Source organism: Syntrophotaleaceae bacterium (assembly GCA_041390365.1).
Lineage (GTDB): Bacteria > Desulfobacterota > Desulfuromonadia > Desulfuromonadales > Syntrophotaleaceae > JAWKQB01.
On the sequence record JAWKQB010000003.1, the window covers coordinates 394365 to 411843 of the forward strand.

The 17479-nt window shown below is 58.1% G+C and carries 14 protein-coding genes; 1 reads left to right on the plus strand and 13 read right to left on the minus strand.

What is annotated here, in order from left to right:
* Positions 1-9: 9 nt before the first annotated feature.
* The 8 genes from R2940_14185 to R2940_14220 all read right to left on the minus strand — a co-directional run bounded on the left by R2940_14185 (position 10) and on the right by R2940_14220 (position 9693).
* A complete protein-coding gene (locus tag R2940_14185; protein ID MEZ4600933.1) occupies positions 10-2565 on the minus strand; it encodes a helicase C-terminal domain-containing protein in 2556 nt (851 codons plus the stop codon).
* Positions 2566-2694: 129 nt separating this feature from the next.
* The gene (locus R2940_14190; protein ID MEZ4600934.1) at positions 2695-4137 is read right to left on the minus strand and encodes an RtcB family protein; all 1443 of its coding nucleotides are present in this window, start codon (positions 4135-4137) and stop codon (positions 2695-2697) included.
* A 21-nt stretch (positions 4138-4158) separates the two neighbouring features.
* The gene (locus R2940_14195) at positions 4159-4569 is read right to left on the minus strand and encodes an archease (protein ID MEZ4600935.1); all 411 of its coding nucleotides are present in this window, start codon (positions 4567-4569) and stop codon (positions 4159-4161) included.
* 17 nt (positions 4570-4586) lie between these two features.
* On the minus strand, positions 4587-5126 hold the full coding sequence (locus R2940_14200; GenBank protein ID MEZ4600936.1) for a BCAM0308 family protein: 540 nt from the start codon (positions 5124-5126) through the stop codon (positions 4587-4589).
* Positions 5127-5332: 206 nt separating this feature from the next.
* Positions 5333-5716, minus strand: a complete 384-nt coding sequence (locus tag R2940_14205; GenBank protein ID MEZ4600937.1) for an ATP synthase subunit I — start codon at positions 5714-5716, stop codon at positions 5333-5335.
* Positions 5706-5957, minus strand: coding sequence for an AtpZ/AtpI family protein (locus tag R2940_14210; protein ID MEZ4600938.1), 252 nt, complete (start codon positions 5955-5957; stop codon positions 5706-5708). The genes R2940_14205 and R2940_14210 overlap by 11 nt, the downstream gene beginning before the upstream one ends.
* 109 nt (positions 5958-6066) lie before the next feature.
* Positions 6067-7032 carry an HD domain-containing phosphohydrolase gene (locus R2940_14215; GenBank protein ID MEZ4600939.1) on the minus strand — a complete coding sequence of 322 codons (966 nt, stop codon included), beginning with the start codon at positions 7030-7032 and terminating at the stop codon, positions 6067-6069.
* Between the two features lie 261 nt (positions 7033-7293).
* A complete protein-coding gene (locus R2940_14220) occupies positions 7294-9693 on the minus strand; it encodes a PBP1A family penicillin-binding protein (protein ID MEZ4600940.1) in 2400 nt (799 codons plus the stop codon).
* A 363-nt stretch (positions 9694-10056) separates the two neighbouring features.
* Between R2940_14220 and R2940_14225 the strand changes: the two genes are divergently transcribed.
* Positions 10057-11361, plus strand: a complete 1305-nt coding sequence (locus R2940_14225; protein MEZ4600941.1) for a pyridoxal phosphate-dependent aminotransferase — start codon at positions 10057-10059, stop codon at positions 11359-11361.
* Between the two features lie 147 nt (positions 11362-11508).
* Here the strand turns inward: R2940_14225 and nth are convergent, their stop codons facing one another.
* From nth to gyrA, 5 genes are all read right to left on the minus strand, one after another.
* Positions 11509-12159, minus strand: a complete 651-nt coding sequence (nth, locus tag R2940_14230) for an endonuclease III (protein MEZ4600942.1) — start codon at positions 12157-12159, stop codon at positions 11509-11511.
* A gap of 102 nt (positions 12160-12261) precedes the next feature.
* Positions 12262-12978, minus strand: a complete 717-nt coding sequence (locus tag R2940_14235) for a hypothetical protein (protein ID MEZ4600943.1) — start codon at positions 12976-12978, stop codon at positions 12262-12264.
* Between the two features lie 51 nt (positions 12979-13029).
* Positions 13030-14031 (minus strand): NAD(P)H-dependent glycerol-3-phosphate dehydrogenase, encoded by a 1002-nt coding sequence (locus R2940_14240; protein ID MEZ4600944.1) that lies wholly within the window; start codon positions 14029-14031, stop codon positions 13030-13032.
* A gap of 86 nt (positions 14032-14117) precedes the next feature.
* A complete protein-coding gene (locus R2940_14245) occupies positions 14118-15005 on the minus strand; it encodes a tetratricopeptide repeat protein (protein MEZ4600945.1) in 888 nt (295 codons plus the stop codon).
* A complete protein-coding gene (gyrA, locus tag R2940_14250) occupies positions 14944-17442 on the minus strand; it encodes a DNA gyrase subunit A (protein MEZ4600946.1) in 2499 nt (832 codons plus the stop codon). Before gyrA ends, R2940_14245 begins: the two co-directional genes overlap by 62 nt.
* Positions 17443-17479 lie beyond the last annotated feature (37 nt).

A 17479-nucleotide genomic window follows, 5' to 3' on the forward strand; every position in this document is an offset into this window, starting at 1 on the left:
TTCCTTTCTTTACGATGGTTCGATATGCGCGGCCACCCCTGCGGGGGTGCCGCTCATGAAACTTTCCAGGGCGGCGAGAACTTCTTCCGTGGCCCCCGTCACCACCCTGACCTCGGGCAGAGAGCGCAGAAAAATCCACCCATAGCCTTTTTTGACCACACGGCTGTCTAGAATCAGGACCACTCCCCGATCGGCACGGTGCCGGATCAGCCGGCCGAAACCCTGTTTGAACTTGAGCACCGCCTGGGGCACCGTATATTCCATGAAGGGGTCTCCGCCCCCTGCCTCGATGGCCTCGGCGCGGGCTTCCAGCACCGGCTCGGTCGGGACCTTGAAGGGAAGCCGGGTGATGATGACCTGCTCCAGGGCCCGCCCCGGCACGTCGACCCCTTCCCAGAAGGAGTCGGTGCCGAACAAAACGCTGGTAGCCTCCGCCGCAAAGGTCTTCAGCAACCGGTGGCGGCTTTCCTCACCCTGGCGCAGACAGCGATAACCCCTGGCTGAGAGCACCGGTGCCAGTTCTCCATGCACCCGCCGCAACAGGGAATACGCAGTGAACAGGAGAAACGTCCGGCCGTCGGCGGTCAATATGGCCCGTTCGCTCAGGTCCCGCACCATTTCGCCGTAACCGGCACGCCCCGGTTCGGGGACATCCGTAGGCACGCCGAGCAGGGCCTGACGCGCGAAATCGAAAGGGGAATGGAGCAGCAGCTCCGTCACCCTGGCCGGTTCGGCCCGGTCGAGTCCGACACGGCTTTTATGGTAGCCGAAGGAATGGCCTACCGCCAGTGTGGCACTGGTCATGACCACTGTTCGATAGCGGTCGTAAAGAGCCTCTTTCAGGCGGCCGGCGACGGTCAGCGGGGCGGTGCACAACCGGGTAACGATGCCGCTGCTTCGCCCGACCCGGCCGGAAACAACCTCGATCCAGCCACAGGTCTTTTCATCGGTAGAGATGAAAAAGGCCATGTCGGCGGCGATCCCTGCCAGCCTTCCGCCGATGCCGCGCAGATCGGTCAGGGTCGCCACAAGCTTTTCGGCCACCTTTTCGGGCAGTTTGTCGCACCCCCTGAGCAGGGCAGCGACCCCCTTGGCCACATCATCGGTTTCCCGGGCCAGCTCCCGCACCTGTCCGACCATGATCTGCCAGCAGTCGTCGGCGACAAAGTCCGGGATCAGGCGCTGTTTCAATTCTTCCCCATCACCGATCTGCCGGTTCAGATGCAGCGCCAGATTCCGGCCGATCTCCTCCAGCACCCGCACCGCGTGGTCGAGCAGCTGATGCCTGGCTGTTGACAGCCTTTCCACCTGCTCGTACAGTTCACGATATAGGTCGTCTTCCTGATCCGGCAACTCCCGGGCCAGCAGGCTCAGGAAGCGAGGCAGGAGACCCCTTTCGGGCTTTCGGGAATGGCGCAGGCGGTTCAGAACCCGGGCAAAAACGAACCGGGTCACCTGAGAGGAAAAGTACCGGGTGGCGACATCCTCCAGGTGATGGGCTTCGTCTATGACGATCCGGTCGAAGGGTGGGAGTACGGCAGCGGACGAATAGTTTTCCGTCTGCTGGCGCAGGGCCAGGTCCGACAGCAGCAGGGCATGATTGACCACCAGCAAATCGGCCTGGGCCGCCTGCCGGCGGGCCCGATGAAAAAAACATTCTCCATAATGGTTGCAGCGGACCCGGACGCACTGATCGATCTCGCAGCAGACCTCTTCCCACACCTCATGACGGGGGACAAAGGGCAGTTCCTCCTTTGACCCGTCGCTGGTCGTCGCGGCCCATTCCAGCAGGGAATGAAGCTCTCCGGCCAGCTCGTCGTCGAACAGACCCGGTTCCAGACGGATCGTTTCGGTTCGCCGCCGGCAGAGATAATTACCGCGCCCCTTGACCAGCACCGCGCGGAATTTAAGGCCGGTGGCTCGCTGCAAAAAAGGCAAATCCTTGCGGATCAACTGCTCCTGAAGGTTGATGGTGTTGGTGGAAACCACCACCCGCTCCTCGTTGGCCAACGCCCAGAGCAAGGCGGGAACCAGGTAGGCCAGGCTCTTGCCGGTTCCCGTCCCGGCTTCGATGACCGCGAGCCGGCCGTGGTTGAAAGCCTCTGCCACGGCGCGCGCCATCCGCAGCTGTTCGGGACGATCCTCATATCCGGGCAGGTTGCCGGCCACCGCTCCACCGGGTCCCAGCAGGGCCTCGATGCGACCGGCCTCCACCTCCTGTACCTGGCGGGAGACGAAGGGCTCCACCACCTTGTACACATTTTTCACAGGGTTGTCCACAATATAGAAGGCCACCCCGAGGTTGCCCAGGCGGCCGGCAATCTCCAGATCGTTACGGGAGGGCTGCAAGCCTCCGGAGGGGTGGTTGTGGATAACCACGTCGCCATAGCGGCAGGTGTGGAGAATGGCCGGAACCGCCTCCTCCGTTCCTCGGGCCAGCACGTCCACTTCCACCACCCGCAATTCCCCATCGGTCCGGCCGAGAAAAAAGACCTCGCGGCCACCGGCGCCCTGAATGGCCTGACGCATCAAACCAATGGCTTCTGGGGAAAAACTTCGTTCCATGAAATCTGCTCCAGGGGAAAAGTCGGGTCATTATAGGAAAGGAAGGAAGAAAAGAAAAGTTTTCCAGGTTGGAGTCCCTTGAGTCCCAGAAGTCCTTCCGGTCTTTCTCTGCCGGCGGCGGAACTGGGCTTAACCCTTGATCACCGCCAGAGGCTTCAGCCGGGCCGTGATCCTGCCGATGCCGGCCTGGGCGACCACTCCAACAACCTCCAGCACATCCTTGTAGGCCTCGGAAATCTCCTCAGCAACAGTTGCCCGGTCGGCGGCACGAATCAGGATTCCCCGGGAGGCCAGCTCGGCCTCGATATTACGGCCCCGTGCCGCTTTTTTGGCCGCATGGCGAGACAACACGCGGCCCGCGCCGTGGCAGGTGGAACCGAAGGTTTCATCATAGGCTTCCCGGGTGCCTACCAGCACGTAGGAGTAGCGCCCCATATCCCCCGGAATCAGCACCGGTTGGCCGACGCCCCGGTAGATTTCCGAAACCTCCCTGTGTCCAGGAGGAAAGGCCCGGGTCGCCCCTTTGCGGTGTACACAAAGACGGCGGCTCTTGCCGTTCACCTGATGGTTTTCCCATTTGGCGATATTGTGACAGACGTCGTAGATCAGTGAAAGCTGGAGCTCGGCCGCGCTTTTCCGCAACACCTCTTCAAAGGACTCCCTCACCCAGGAGGTGATGAACTGCCGGTTGGCGAAGGCGTAGTTGGCCGCGCAGGCCATGGCCGCCAGATACTGCCGGCCTTCAGGACTGGTCAGGGGCGCCGCACACAGCTGTTTGTCCGGAAGCTCGATGCCATACTTGCGGCTGGCCTGCAGCATGAGCCGCAAGTAGTCGTCGCACACCTGGTATCCCAACCCCCGGCTGCCGGTATGGATGGTGACCGTGATCTGTCCGGGAAACAGGCCCAGCGCCTCGGCAGCGGAAGTGTCGAGAACCTCCTCCACCATCTGCACTTCGATGAAGTGATTGCCGCTGCCCAGCGTGCCGAGCTGCGCCCGCCCCCGTTCCAGAGCCCGGTCAGAGAGCAGTTCCGGGTCCGCGCCCTCGATCCGGCCGCCTTCCTCGATGTGCCGCAAATCCTCCTCGATGCCGTGGCCCCTATCCACGACCCAGCGGGCCCCTTCCCGTAAAACCCTGCGTTCCTCCTCGAGGGAAAGTTTCAGATCCCGGCGATGGGAGCCTACCCCTGAGGGGACGTTGCGATACAGAGCGTCGGCCAGCTCCTTGAGCTGCGGCCGGATCTCGTTGACGCAAAGAGCGGAACGGAGCAGACGGACGCCGCAGTTGATATCGTAGCCAACCCCGCCCGGAGAAACGACCCCCTGATCGGCATCAAAAGCGGCCACGCCTCCGATGGGAAAGCCGTAGCCCCAATGGATGTCGGGCATGGCGATGGCAGGGCCGACAATTCCGGGCAGGGTGGCGACATTCCGCACCTGCTCCAGAGCCTGCTCTTTGCGCAGAATGTCCATCATTCCGCGGGTGGCGAAAACCAGCCCATCGGTCCGCATCGGCCCCTCTTTCGGGATCCGCCAGCGCACCTGGTCGATCTGTTCCACTTTGACTCCCATGGTGGAAACCTTGCCAATGACTTAGAGATCCACGTAAATCCGGCTCTGCCACCGCCCGTTCCGTTGCGTGATATTCAACTGATGAAAGGTGGCCGCTTTTACCTCCCGTACCGGCTCTATGCAAGGCCGGGAAAAACCCAGAACCCTCCCCCGCAGATGCTGTTCATCCGTCAGCCGGAGATGAAAATCCCTCGGAAAGACGGATCGGTCCTGCATCAGGAACAGCAGTTCGTTGAGCCAATTCACCAGCAGCTCTTCGGCATCGCCGCCCAGCACCTCGACAGGAAACTCCTCTTGCCCGCCCTCGACCGCCTGGTCGCCGAAAACGATTTCGCGAAGCCCGAGGGCGGCGGCAAAAAACAGCTCTTCGAGAGTGTTCCCTGTGACCTCGATGCCCATATCGGCGGTATGCTCCAGAAGCCGGTAATTCATGTTTCTTCCCCCTTCATTTAATGAGACCGGGACCAGTACACCCGGCAGATGGCATGGTCCTCGGCCCAGTTGATTTTCAGATCTCCCTGATGAGCCTTGTTGAGGGACCTGCCGATGTGTTCGGCCAGTTTCTCTTCAGTGGTCTCGATGACAAGAAGGTCTCCCTGGCGCTCCATGGAGATAATCTTTTCCAGGGGATTTTTATCCTGGGCTTTTTTTTCTTCGTTCCTGATGTTGTTGCGGATTTCTTCTTCGTGCTGCCAGAGATAGTCCCCGCTCAGTTCGACATAACCTTCGGCATACCCGTCCTGGACCTTGCGGCACCCGGGACAGATGACGGTGCGATCGATTTTCTCAACCTGGATGGAAGCCGCGTGAGCATCGATATACCAGCGCTTGTTCAGGTAAACGGCGCCGCAGCTCGTGCACCGGGACGGTTCCGGCATGCCAGCTTCCTCGATATAGGGATCGGTACTGGTCTGGACTCTGTTCCGCTTGCCGCTGTTGGTCGACTTGTGTTCGTTCCGCATGGCACGAATATTGGGATCGTTCCGCATCGGTTCCCCCTTGTGCAAATGGCTCTGTCAAAAAGCTTTTTCTTAAATTATAGCACTAACCCCCAATGCGGAAGAAAGTTCCCGTTCCGTGCAGCCATTCACCCATGCCTTCCCACCCATCGCTTCCAAGCTTTTCGCCTTCTAAAAATAAAGGGTGGTCTCCTTGAAGAAAACCACCCCTAGAGTTCCTGTTCTCTGTGCCGTTATCAGGAACCACCATCCCTCTTCCCAAGCAGTCTGGTCACCGAGGTCCAGGTCAGGTTGAGCATCACCACCGAAACGCCGACGGCCAGGCCGACGGGATGAGCCTTGCCCGGGACCAGCACCAGGTAGAGGGCCACCCCCAACACCAGCAGCCGCGTCAGGTAGGTCAGAAGATATTTGATACGGCTCTTCGGCTCGCCGGGTTTCAGCAGGCCTGCCAGAGAAGCATGCAGCCAATGATAGCTGCCAATGGCCACGACGCCTCCTCCTGCGACTCCCAGGGTAAAGGAGAAGGATTTGGCCAGCAGGCTGAGCAGCACCAGTCCGATAAGAATCAGCCAGTTGCGCCGGGCGATATCGGCCAGCAGGCGCTCGTCATTCGTCATGGTTGCCCCTGCCTTCCTCCTCCTGGCGCCTGATTTCCCGGTTGGTCAGAATGAATATGTTGCGGAATCCCGCGACTATACCGAAAACCAGAAAGATCAGGGTCAACCAGGGACTGGTCTCCAGCCATTTATCGAGATTGTAGCCGATGGCAAGACCGATAAAGGTTGCCGCCACCATCGATATGCCCATGCTGGAGAGAAATCCCAGAGATCTGTAAAGCTTTCTTTTATCTTCGCCCATGGTCCCTTCTCACCCTGATGGCCCTGTCCTTCCGTAATAGCCTGAGGTATCACATGGCTTTGCGGAAGTCAAACCGTATCGGGGGGCCAGGCGGAAACCGGTCTTTGAGTTAATCGATAAAAAGTTTTACGAAACGGGCGAAGAGATTTTCATCCAGATCGGTAACCACTTTTTCCTTCATGAACTTGAGAGCTTCGAAAGTGGTTTTGCGCTGATGATAGGGGCGGTCGCTGGTCAGTGCCTCGTAAACATCGGCCAGGCGACAGATACGGGCATAGGGGTGGATGTCGGAACCTTTTCTGCCGAAGGGATAGCCTCCGCCGTCATCCCGCTCATGGTGCTGAAGAAGTATGGTCTGGGCTTCCTCGGTGACCAGACCGTTCCCTTCCAGCATTTGGTACCCCTCCATGACGTGGCGGTTGACGATCTGTCTTTCTTCCGGAGTCAAAGGCCCTGGTTTGTTCAGGATCTCGATGGGTATCCGGCATTTGCCGAGATCGTGAAAGAAAAAGCCGATTCCCAGACGGTGCATGTCGGGCCGACAATCGTCCCCGAAAAAAATTCGTGACAACGCCATGCTGAAGATGCCGACGTTGGTGGAATGGACGGTCGTGGAATGGTCGTAGGCGGACAGTTTTATCAGCTGCCGGGTGGCCTGGTGGTCGTGGAGGATCAGATCGACCGTCGGTTCGATGATTTCACAGGCATGTTTGACCTCGACCGGGCGCGGGTTGTCAAAAACCCGGTTCATCGCCTGGCGACAGGCATTCAGCACAACCTCCGCTTTGTTGTTTGCGCTCACGGCCGGATTATGGATAATCCCCAACAGAGCCTTTTTCAGATACTCCCGATAGAACTCGCCTTCCTCCTCGACAATGTAGAGGTAGTCGGTGCGGTTTTCCTGAAGTCTTTTCCGGCTGTTCTCGTCAAAAACAAGCCCTTTCCTGGCGAAAAGCACGAAGTCCCCGTCCTTGAGGCGCAGATACAGATCGCAGGGAACCGCACGGCCCCAGAGAAACGTATCGAGCGCCACCGGCAACCATCTGGTCCGGTCAATATTCCGACAGGCTTTCATGCCGCACCGCTGGTTTTGCAGGAATGAGTGAAGGGCAATCCCCAATTGAATCTTTGCAAACCAAACCTTTCCCGGCTTGTGTAGGGTGTTTCCGCTCCTTCCTTTCTGGAAGCGGGCCTTCAGAGAAGAGGCCTTTACCGAAAACAGCCCAATGGGATGAAAGCAAAAAGTGCGCCGGTTCCCGTTCGGGACAGGGATACAAAGGGATTGCTTTCGTTATGCAGCGGATGCGGGTTTATGCGAGGTCATCAAGGAGTGGGTTCAGAAATCCTCCATGTCGAGCATAAAGAAATCCCGGGCCTCAGGGGTTTCAAGTTCAAGGGCGTAGCGGGTGGGGGCGGTGCCGGGGGCGAAAACCTCGATGGTAATTTCTCCGCTGTCTTCCGGTGCCAGCAATCCGGTCACTGGATCGATGGGACGAAACTCCACATTGTCGGGGACGGTGAAATCCTCTGCAGGTATCTCCTCCACCGCCTTCTGCATGAAGGCCAGCCAGGCCGGCAAAGCCGCGCGGGAGCCGGTTTCCCTATTGCCCAGCGATCGCTCCTGATCGTAACCGATCCAGGACGCCGCCAGAAGTTGTGGAACATAGCCGACGAACCAGGCGTCCTTCAGATCGTTGGTGGTGCCGGTCTTGCCGGCCACCGGGCGACCGAGGGACCTGGCAGCCATCCCGGTTCCATCACGAACCACGCTTTCCATCATATTGGTCACCAGATAAGCCGTTTCCGGGGAGATGACCCTTTCCGGAGATTTGACGATCAGATTTTGGCCTTTTTCCGGCCCGTTGGGAAAATCGGCGGGGTCGACCGATTCCAGCACCCGCCCGGTTCGGTCCAGAACCTTGGTCACATAGACCGGCGTTGGTCGCACCCCCCCATTTGCAAAGGGGCAGTAGGCCGTGGCCAGTTCAAGAGGCGATACGGCGGATGATCCGAGAGCCAGGGTCAGGTCCCGGTTCAGGGGCGACTGGATACCGAGTTTCCGGGCGTAGCCGATGGCGTAGCCGACCCCGATGTCCTCCAGGATCTTGACGGTTACCACGTTGTAGGAGTGGGTCAGGGCATTACGCAGGGATGTGGCGCCGGTAAAAGAGCCCCGGTAATTTTTCGGTTTCCATTCCGTTTCTCCGCCCTGATCGTTCTTCTGCCGGTAGATCAGGGGCGTATCCAAAACGATGGTGGCCGGGGTATAACCCTTGTCGATGGCCGCTGAATAAATAAACGGCTTGAAGGCGGAGCCGGGCAACCTGCGGGCCTGGATGGCACGATTGAACTGGCTCTTGCCGAAGTCGTAACCGCCCACCATCGCCTTGACCTGGCCGGTCCGCGGGTCGAGGGCGACCAGGGCCCCCTGGGCCTCGGGCTCCTGCTGCAGGCTGAGGCGCAAGGTGCCGTCGGCAAGGTGTTCCTCCACACCGACCAGCAGTACCGATCCGGCCGGCAGATGGATCGGCCTGGATTTGATCTTCACCGGCCTGCCCCGCTCGACCACTCGGATCTGACCGGCCCATCCGGTCTCTCCTGAAGGGATTCGTCCCGTAAAGGCTCCGCACCGGATCAGCAGATCGCCCTTTTCTCCGCCCACCAGAACCCCCTCGATAAAGGAGCCGGTCGGCGGCCTTGTTGCGCCCAGCTGCTCGGTCTGTTCCGCCAGGAAGCCCGCCTCTTCTTCGGTTGACAGAACCCGCATTGGTCCCCGATAGCCCCTGCGGCGGTCGTAACTGCGCAGGTTTTCCTGGACCGCCAGTTGGGCAGCCTGTTGCATGGCGGGATTTATCGTGGTGTGCACCTCGAGACCTCCCCCCTGAACCTGTTCCGCCCCGTAACGGGCTTCCAGATAACGGCGCACCTGCTCTGTAAAATAAGCAGCGCCGGGTATATGCAGACGGGGCCGCGGATGGATCACCAACTCCTCGGCCAGGGCCAGGTCGATCTCTTCCTGGCTGACGAATCCCTCCTGCAGCATCCGTCCCAGAACGTATTTCTGCCTTTCGACAGCCCTCTTGTAGTGATGGTAGGGGGAATACCGGCTGGGTGCCTGCGGCAGGCCCGCCAGCATGGCCGATTCGGCAAGGGACAGCTCCTCAACATTCTTGCCGAAATAATTTTCCGCGGCTGCCTGCACTCCATAGGCTCCGTGGCCGAGATAGATCTGATTGAGGTAGAGGTAGAGGATTTCCGTTTTCGACAACTTCTTCTCCATCCTCCAGGCCAGAATGGCCTCCTTGAACTTGCGGGAAAATTTCCGTTCCGGCGTCAGCAGAAGACTTTTCGCCACCTGCTGGGTGATGGTCGATCCCCCCTGGACGATCCCGCCGGCACGCAGGTTCTTGATCGCCGCGCGGATTATGGATTTGAAATCAATCCCCTGATGGTCGAAGAAATTGCTGTCTTCCGCGGCAACGAAGGCCCGTATGAGCTGTTCGGGCATCCTGTCCACGGAAACGACGATTCGCCTCTCCCTGAAAAATTCCGCCACCACCGTCCCGTCATCCCCCATGATCCGGGTGATGACAGGTGGTCTGTAATCGGCCAGGGAATCGACCCTGGGCAGTGAGGCCGAAACCATGAAGTAAATCGCGATGAGACCGATGGCTCCGGCCAGCAACCCTCCCAAAAGGGAGAAAAGTGCCATACGTGCTAATTTAGTCATATTCATAGAATGGAATCTCCCGAAATTATCGTTGTTTTATAACACATTTCAGGAGAGGGCAAAAGGGCCTGTAAAAAGGGAAACGTGTTGACATTGTCCCGGCACTATGCTACCCAAGCGGGGAGGATAACAAAGGAAAAAACGTATGTCGAAACTCGGTGCCAGACAGGGGAATTTACAGTCGGCGTATGCAGCGGCGGTTCGAGCGGGCAAGGCGGCGGGGATGCGCCTTCGCTCATTGTCTTGCTGACTGAAAAATCGGCTTCCTGAAAATTCAGCAGTAAGGCCATGGGCTCGCGGGTCCATGGCCTTCTTATTTTTATCTTTATCCGGCTAACAACCGGCAATCGAATGCTGGGAGAGGATGCTATGCGAAATAATATCGTTCATATCGGGGCCGGCGAACTGACTTATGAAATACGGGCCATCGTCGAGATTGCCGACAAGCTTCAGGGGATGGGCATCAAGACCAATATGGAAAATATCGGCGATCCCGTGGCCAAGGGGGAAAAAATTCCCCAGTGGATGAAAGAGGTGGTCGCCGATCTGGTGATGCAGGACTGTTCCTACGGCTACTGCCCGACCCGGGGCGTTCTCGAAACCCGGCAATTCCTCGCTGCCCGTACCAACAGCCGGGGCAAGGCCCAGATTTCGCCGGATGATGTCATTTTCTTCAACGGTCTGGGGGACGCCATCCAGAAGGTTTACGGGTTTCTGCGCCGGGAAGCACGGGTTATCGGTCCATCTCCGACCTATTCGACCCACTCCTCGGCCGAAGCGGCCCATGCCGGCACCCGGCCGATTTCCTACCGCCTCGACCCGGACAACAACTGGTACCCGGACCTGGACGATCTGGAACTGTCGGTCAAATACAATCCGACCATTTCGGGTATTTTGATCATCAATCCCGACAATCCAACGGGGGCAGTCTATCCAGAGAGGATCCTCAGGGAAATGATCGCTATTGCCCGGCAATACGATCTCTTTGTCATCTGCGACGAGGTCTATCACAACATCGTCTACAACGGACAATCCACCAAACCGATTTCCGATCTGATCGGCGATGTTCCGGCCATGGCTCTCAAGGGGATCAGCAAGGATTTGCCCTGGCCCGGTGCCCGCTGTGGATGGATCGAAGTCTATAATGCGGACAAGGATCCGGTGTTTCAGAAATATGTAAAAAGCATCCTGAATGCGAAGATGGTGGAGGTCTGCTCCACCACCCTGCCGCAGAAAGCCATTCCGCTGATTCTGAGCCATCCTCAGTTTCCGGTTTATCTCGAAGAGCGCAAGAGCCGCTACGAGAAACACAGCAACATCGCCTATGACCAACTCAGGGAAATTCCGGGGATCAAGGTCAATCGCACCAACGGCGCTTTTTACATGAGCGTGGTCTTCAATCGGGAACTTCTGAAGGAGCACCAGACCCTGCCGATCGAGAACAATGAAGTCCGGCGCCTGGTGGAGGGTTTGGTCAGCGCCCCAGGCATCGCGCCGGACAAGCGGTTCGTCTACTACCTGCTGGCGTCCACCGGCATCTGCGTTGTCCCCCTCTCCTCCTTCTGTACCGAGGAGCAGGGTTTCCGGATAACGCTGCTGGAAAAGGACGAAGCGGAATTCACGCGGATTTTCAGAACCATCGGGGAGAGTATAACCGAGTATCTGAATAGCTGAGGGAATTTTTTTCGTACTCTGGAATCCTCGTACTCATACTCAGGCCCGCATGGGCCGGTACTCGTAGCATGGATTTTTCCCGAGTACGAGTACGACAACGACAACCGCTCCGCTGTGGCGTCGCTGAGAATAAAAGCGAGTGTCTTTTCAGCGCGCCTTGTCCACGCCAATCTTCGGACAGAGTGCCTGCAGCGGGCAGATTGAACAGAGGGGGACCGGGGCCTTGCAGATTTCCCGGCCGTGCAGGATCAGCAGATGACCCGCCAGGGTCCAGTCTTCTTCGGGCAGCAATTCACAGAGTTGCTGCTCGATTTTTTCCGGGTCTGTCCCATCGCTCCATCCCATTCTGCGGGACAATCTCTTGACATGGGTATCGACCACCATGCCGGGAATCCCGAAAGCGTTTCCCAGGACCACGTTGGCCGTCTTTCTTCCAACCCCGGGCAGGCGCACCAACTCTTCGAGCGTGTCGGGTACCCTTCCCTGATATTGGTCCACCAGCAGCCTCGCACACGCGATGAGGTTACGAGCCTTGTTGCGGAAAAACCCGGTTGAACGAATCAGGTTTTCCAGGCTCTCCAGATCGGCTGACATCATCGCCAAAGGATCAGGATATCGAGTGAACAACTTCGGTGTGACACGGTTTACCTGAACGTCCGTGCACTGGGCTGAGAGGATGGTGGCGACCAGAAGCTGGAAGGGGCTGTCGAAAATCAGGGCGCAATGTGCGTTTGGATAGAGTTTTCGGAGAATTTCAAGCATTTCAAGGGCTTTTTCGGGGGAGCTTCGGCCCGCCAAGGACCTCTTTTTCCGGTGGGATGTCTTTACCGCGGACACTTATCAACCCTTTCCACAGGTTTTTCCACAATCCGGATCAACTCTTCCATCGGGTGATGGGGTTCACCCGGGAGCGATCTCGACCCAGCGTCCTTTCAACTTTTCAACGGGCAGATAGCGGCGGGTATCACTGATTCTGACCGTATAGATCATCGGCAGATGCGTGGAGGCCCTGGAGGCGGGGTCGGTGCGCTGAACGGAAGCCTTCTCGATCTTCAGCCCCTCACCTAAATAGCCCCGATCGCGGGAAAGCAGGGGAAAACAGGCAGGATAGGTTGCGCTTCTGAGCGGTCTCGGAGCCCGGCGCAGGGAGGGAAGCAGAGCAAAATCGCCCGCCCCTCGGGAAAACCCGGCAAAATCACCGAGGATCAGCACCGGACAGGCAACGGAACTCTTGCCGAGGAGTTCCAGACCAAGAAGGTTAGCAATCTGGCGGCGGGGCCGGAAATAGAGTCCCTTCAAACGGACGTTGAACAGGTGGACCCTGCGCCCGGCGATATCGAGATCGGCCCGCAGACAGCAGCCCTCCCCGTCCAGATCGTACTCCTGCACCCCCTTCAGCGGATAATAGGAAAGAAAGGCGTTGCCGCCTGGTCGCTCCTTACCGTAGGCCGCCATCCCCAGCTGTCGGGCAAGAAAACCCAATTGATCGAGGTCCTCGCCGCTGTTGACATCCTGCAAGGCAACCAGATCGGGCGCCACCTGGCGAATCACCTCTAAAATCCGCTCGGGATCGGTCTGTCCGTCGCCGCCCTGACAGCGGTGTATATGGTAGGTCATTATCCGGATCGCGTACACTCGTCCCCCTTCAGGACAATTGTCTGGTTCCGGTCAGTCCGATTCGGCCTTCAATTCCCGCTGCATAAGGTCACTGACGGCCCTGCGCGGATCCTTATCTTCATTCAGAATCAGATACATCTGCTCGATGATGGGAGCCTCGACTCCCAGTTTCTGCGCCAGCTGATAACCGGAAAGGGTGGTTTTCACTCCCTCTGCCACCATTTTCATCCCGGAGAGAATTTCCGTCAACTTCCGCCCTCGACCGATCTCGAGACCCACGGAGCGGTTTCGGGAAAGATCGCCGGTGCAGGTCAGAACCAGATCTCCCATGCCGGAAAGGCCGTAAAAAGTGCTCTCCCTGGCGCCCTTGGCCTGGCCTATGCGGCTCATTTCCACCAGCCCCCGCGTTATCAGTCCGGCCCGGGTATTGTAGCCATAGCCGAGGCCATCGGTAACCCCGGCCGCCAAAGCCATCACATTCTTGAGGGAGCCGCCCAGTTCGACCCCGAGGACGTCACCCTGACGATAGAGGCGGAAATAGTGGCAGCTGAATATATCCTGGACTTGGCGGGCCGTTTCCTGGCAGGTGGAAGCGACGACCAGAGCGGTCGGCATTTCCGCCGCAACTTCCCGCGCAAAGGTCGGGCCGGAAATAAAGGCTGTGCGTTGCCGTTTTGTTTCGGGCAGCACATCCTCCAGAACTTCCGACATGGTCATCAAAGTCTCGTTTTCGATCCCCTTGGCGGCAGAGACCAGAATGGTCTGCGGCGTGATGCAGGGTTCGAGCTGCCGCAAAACCTGGCGCATGACCTGGGACGGGGAGACCAGTACCAGAAGATCACGGCCCGTGGCCGCCTCCAGGAGATCAGAGGTGAAGGAGAGTTTTTTATCCAAGGTGAAACCGGAAAGAAACTGGTCGTTTTTCCGGGTTTCCTGCATCTGCTCCGCCAGTTCCTTTTCGAAAGCCCAGAGAATTACATCCTCGCCCTTTTTGGCCAGCAGATCGGCCAAAGTTGTACCCCAGCTGCCAGCCCCTATCACCCCTATTTTCATCTTCACTCCCCTTGACAGAAATTCAGGAAATCCGCTTCAATCTTTAGCCGGTGTAAAGAAATACGGCAACAGACTTCCACTGGCTGTCAGATCGCTTTTTTCTTTTTCAGCATCCGGTTCCGAATCTGTTTAATTTTATTTTCAAGGATTTCTTGCTTGTCATAGGTCCCACGCATTGTTTCCAGCAGTTGCAGAGCGGCCCTCAACTCTCCCTTTCTTTCAAAAACCGCTACCAGACCCAACTGTGCCTCCTGGGCAAAAGGGCTGTCGGGATATTCCTCCATGACTTTCCGGTATACGAACTCGGCTTCACCGAAATTTCCTTCCAGTGCCGATGTGGAGCCGATCCGGAAGAGGGCCTCGGGGATCAGAGGACTCCGGGGATAGTTTTTGACCAGGTATTCAAATTCTATCCGCGCCTGTTCCCGGTTTTTCTGCCGGAAATAAGTGTCAGCTATTTCATACTGAACCCGATCTGCCTCGGCGTAGTCGCTGTCGATGAGCTTCTGAAAAGCCGGTAGAGCCCGATCATAATCTTCCAGCCGATATTTGTAAATCTCCGCAATGCGATACTGGGCCCGCTGGCACTCCACTGCGTCGGGATAATCCCGTTCCAGCAGCAGATAGGCCAGCAAGGCCTCCTTTTCCCTCTGCAGATAGAGATGAAGAATTTCTCCCGACATCAACAGCGCTTCCGCCGAACGGTTGAAGTTCGGATGCTTTTCATAGAGCCGGTAGAATTTTGCCTGGGCCCTGCTGTATTCGCCCTCCTCAAGCAACGTTTCCGCTCGCTGGAACTGGGTTTCGAGAATCCGGTCGAGGTTGCGCAGATAGAAAACGAGGGCGACCCCCGTCACCAGCAGTGCTCCGATAAGACCGATGAGAAGCTTCCGGGTCCATCCGGGCCCTGACTTAGATTTCCTCCTCTTCTTCTCCTCCCAAAGTATCTTCTTCTTCAGTTTCTGTATCTCCATTGCCTTCATCTCTTTCCGCCAGTTTGGCGACGGCCACGATCCTTTCCTCCGCCTCCAGGACCATCAGCCTCACTCCCTGTGTGTTTCGGCCTATAATGGAAAGATCGGAAACCCTGGTCCGCAATACTTTTCCCCGGTCGGTGATGAACATCAGGTCGACATCTTCACTCAAAAGCTTGATATCCACCACCTTGCCATTGCGCTGAGAGGTTTTGATAGTGATGATGCCCTTGCCGCCCCGTCCCTGCAGGCGATATTCTCCGAGATCGGTCCTTTTGCCATAGCCGTTTTCCGTCACGGTGATCAGAGTGGCGGAGGTGGCGTCTGAGACGACTTCCATGCCGATCAGGCAGTCGTCCCCTTCAAGGAGCATCCCTCTGACTCCGCGGGAAGTACGACCCATCGGACGCACCTCCTCCTCGTCGAAGCGGATCGCCTTGCCGTTGCGGCTGGCCAGGAGAATATCCATGGTGCCGTCGGAAAGGCGGGTCGAGACCAGACGGTCGCCTTCATCCACGGTAAGGGCGATGATGCCGCCGGCCCGGGGATTGGCATAGGCCATCAGGTCGGTTTTCTTGATGATGCCGTTGCGGGTTGCGGTAATGATGAACTTGCCTTCCGTGAATTCGCGCACCGGCAGGATGCTGGTGACGTTTTCACCGCTGGCCAACTGCAGCAGATTGACGATCGCCTTGCCGCGGGACGCCCGACCCCCCTGGGGAATTTCGTGCACCTTGAGCCAGTAGACCTTGCCAAGGTCGGTGAAGACCAGCACGAAGGAGTGGGTCGAGGCGATGAACAGCTGCTCGACAAAATCCTCCTCCTTGGGACGCATGCCGGTTTTTCCCTTGCCGCCGCGGCGCTGGGCACGGTAGAGGGAAACGGCATTGCGCTTGATATACCCTGAATGGGAGACGGTGACCACCATGTCCTCGTCGACGATCAGGTCTTCCAGGGAGAGTTCGCCGGTCTGCTCGATGATTTCGGTACGCCGCTTGTCGGCGAAACGGTCCCTGATCTCCTGCAGTTCCTGCTTGATGATGTTGAGGATCTCCACCTCGCTGGCCAGAATTTCCTTGAGACGCTGGATCAGGGCCAGGATGTCACGGTATTCGGCGAGGATCTTGTCCCGCTCCATGCCGGTCAGACGGTGCAGACGCAGATCGAGAATCGCCTGGGCCTGGCGCTCGGAAAAGGCGAACCGCCCCATCAATCGTTCCTTGGCCTCCGCCGGACTGGCGGACTCCTTGATGATGGCGATCACCTCGTCCAGATTTTCCAGAGCGATTTTGAAACCTTCCAGAATATGGGCGCGATCCTCGGCCTTTTTCAGTTCGTAGATGCATCTCCGGGTGACGATCTCCTTGCGATGATCGACGAAACGGTCCAGCACTTCGCGCAGGGTCAGCACCCTCGGCTGACCGGCGACGATGGCCAGCATGATGATGCCGAAGGAGGACTGCATGACCGTCATCTTGTAGAGCTGGTTCAGGGTCACCTCGGGAATGACGTCCTTTTTCAGCTCGATAACCACCCGGATACCCTCCCGGTCCGACTCGTCCCGCAGGTCAGAGATTCCCTCCAGCTTCTTCTCCTTGATCAGGTCGGCGATCTTTTCTATCAGCTTGGCCTTGTTGACCTGATAGGGGATCTCGGTGACCACTATCTTCTCGCGGCCGGTTCTGCGATCCTTTTCCACCAGTGCCCGGGCCCGCATCTGCACGATGCCGCGACCGGTCTGGTAAGCCTGGCGGATCCCCTCCCGGCCGAGGATGAAGCCGGAGGTGGGGAAATCGGGCCCGGGTATGAGCTTCCAGAGTTCCTCGAAGGACAGGGTCGGATCGTCGATGATGGCGATCAGGCCGTCGATGACCTCGCCGAGATTGTGGGGCGGTATTTTGGTCGCCATGCCGACAGCAATCCCCTCCGAGCCGTTGACCAGGAGGTTGGGGAACTTGCATGGCAGAACCAGCGGTTCCTGCAGCGAATCGTCGTAGTTGGGACCGAAATCAACCGTCTCCTTCTCCAGGTCGGCCAGCAGTTCGTGGGCCAGACGGTCCATGCGCACCTCGGTATAACGCATCGCCGCCGCCGAATCGCCGTCGAGGGAGCCGAAGTTGCCCTGCCCGTCCACCAGCGGATAGCGCATGGAGAAATCCTGGGCCAGGCGGACAATGGTATCGTACACGGCCGTGTCGCCGTGGGGATGGTATTTACCGATGACGTCACCGACGACGCGGGCTGACTTCTTGTAGGGCTTGTTGTAATCGTTGCCCAGTTCGCTCATGGCGTACAGCACCCGACGGTGCACCGGCTTCAGTCCATCACGGACATCGGGCAGGGCCCTTCCGATAATGACGCTCATGGCATAGTCCATATAGGACTTGCGCATCTCATCTTCGATGTTGACGCTCTGCTTGTTCTGATCCGAAAGCATCTATTTCCTCCGGGGATAGAATGACATCCCGCAAATT

Bases quoted from the DNA above. Each gene is read 5' to 3' on its own strand.
- R2940_14245 (MEZ4600945.1), bottom strand. From the start codon at position 15,005: ATGGAGATACAGAAACTGAAGAAGAAGATACTTTGGGAGGAGAAGAAG.
- R2940_14205 (MEZ4600937.1), bottom strand. From the start codon at position 5,716: ATGACGAATGACGAGCGCCTGCTGGCCGATATCGCCCGGCGCAACTGG.
- R2940_14215 (MEZ4600939.1), bottom strand. From the start codon at position 7,032: ATGAAAGCCTGTCGGAATATTGACCGGACCAGATGGTTGCCGGTGGCG.
- R2940_14210 (MEZ4600938.1), bottom strand. From the start codon at position 5,957: ATGGGCGAAGATAAAAGAAAGCTTTACAGATCTCTGGGATTTCTCTCC.
- R2940_14185 (MEZ4600933.1), bottom strand. From the start codon at position 2,565: ATGGAACGAAGTTTTTCCCCAGAAGCCATTGGTTTGATGCGTCAGGCC.
- R2940_14240 (MEZ4600944.1), bottom strand. From the start codon at position 14,031: ATGAAAATAGGGGTGATAGGGGCTGGCAGCTGGGGTACAACTTTGGCC.
- R2940_14190 (MEZ4600934.1), bottom strand. From the start codon at position 4,137: ATGGGAGTCAAAGTGGAACAGATCGACCAGGTGCGCTGGCGGATCCCG.
- gyrA (MEZ4600946.1), bottom strand. From the start codon at position 17,442: ATGCTTTCGGATCAGAACAAGCAGAGCGTCAACATCGAAGATGAGATG.
- R2940_14235 (MEZ4600943.1), bottom strand. From the start codon at position 12,978: ATGACCTACCATATACACCGCTGTCAGGGCGGCGACGGACAGACCGAT.
- R2940_14200 (MEZ4600936.1), bottom strand. From the start codon at position 5,126: ATGCGGAACGATCCCAATATTCGTGCCATGCGGAACGAACACAAGTCG.
- R2940_14195 (MEZ4600935.1), bottom strand. From the start codon at position 4,569: ATGAATTACCGGCTTCTGGAGCATACCGCCGATATGGGCATCGAGGTC.
- R2940_14225 (MEZ4600941.1), top strand. From the start codon at position 10,057: ATGCGAAATAATATCGTTCATATCGGGGCCGGCGAACTGACTTATGAA.
- R2940_14220 (MEZ4600940.1), bottom strand. From the start codon at position 9,693: ATGAATATGACTAAATTAGCACGTATGGCACTTTTCTCCCTTTTGGGA.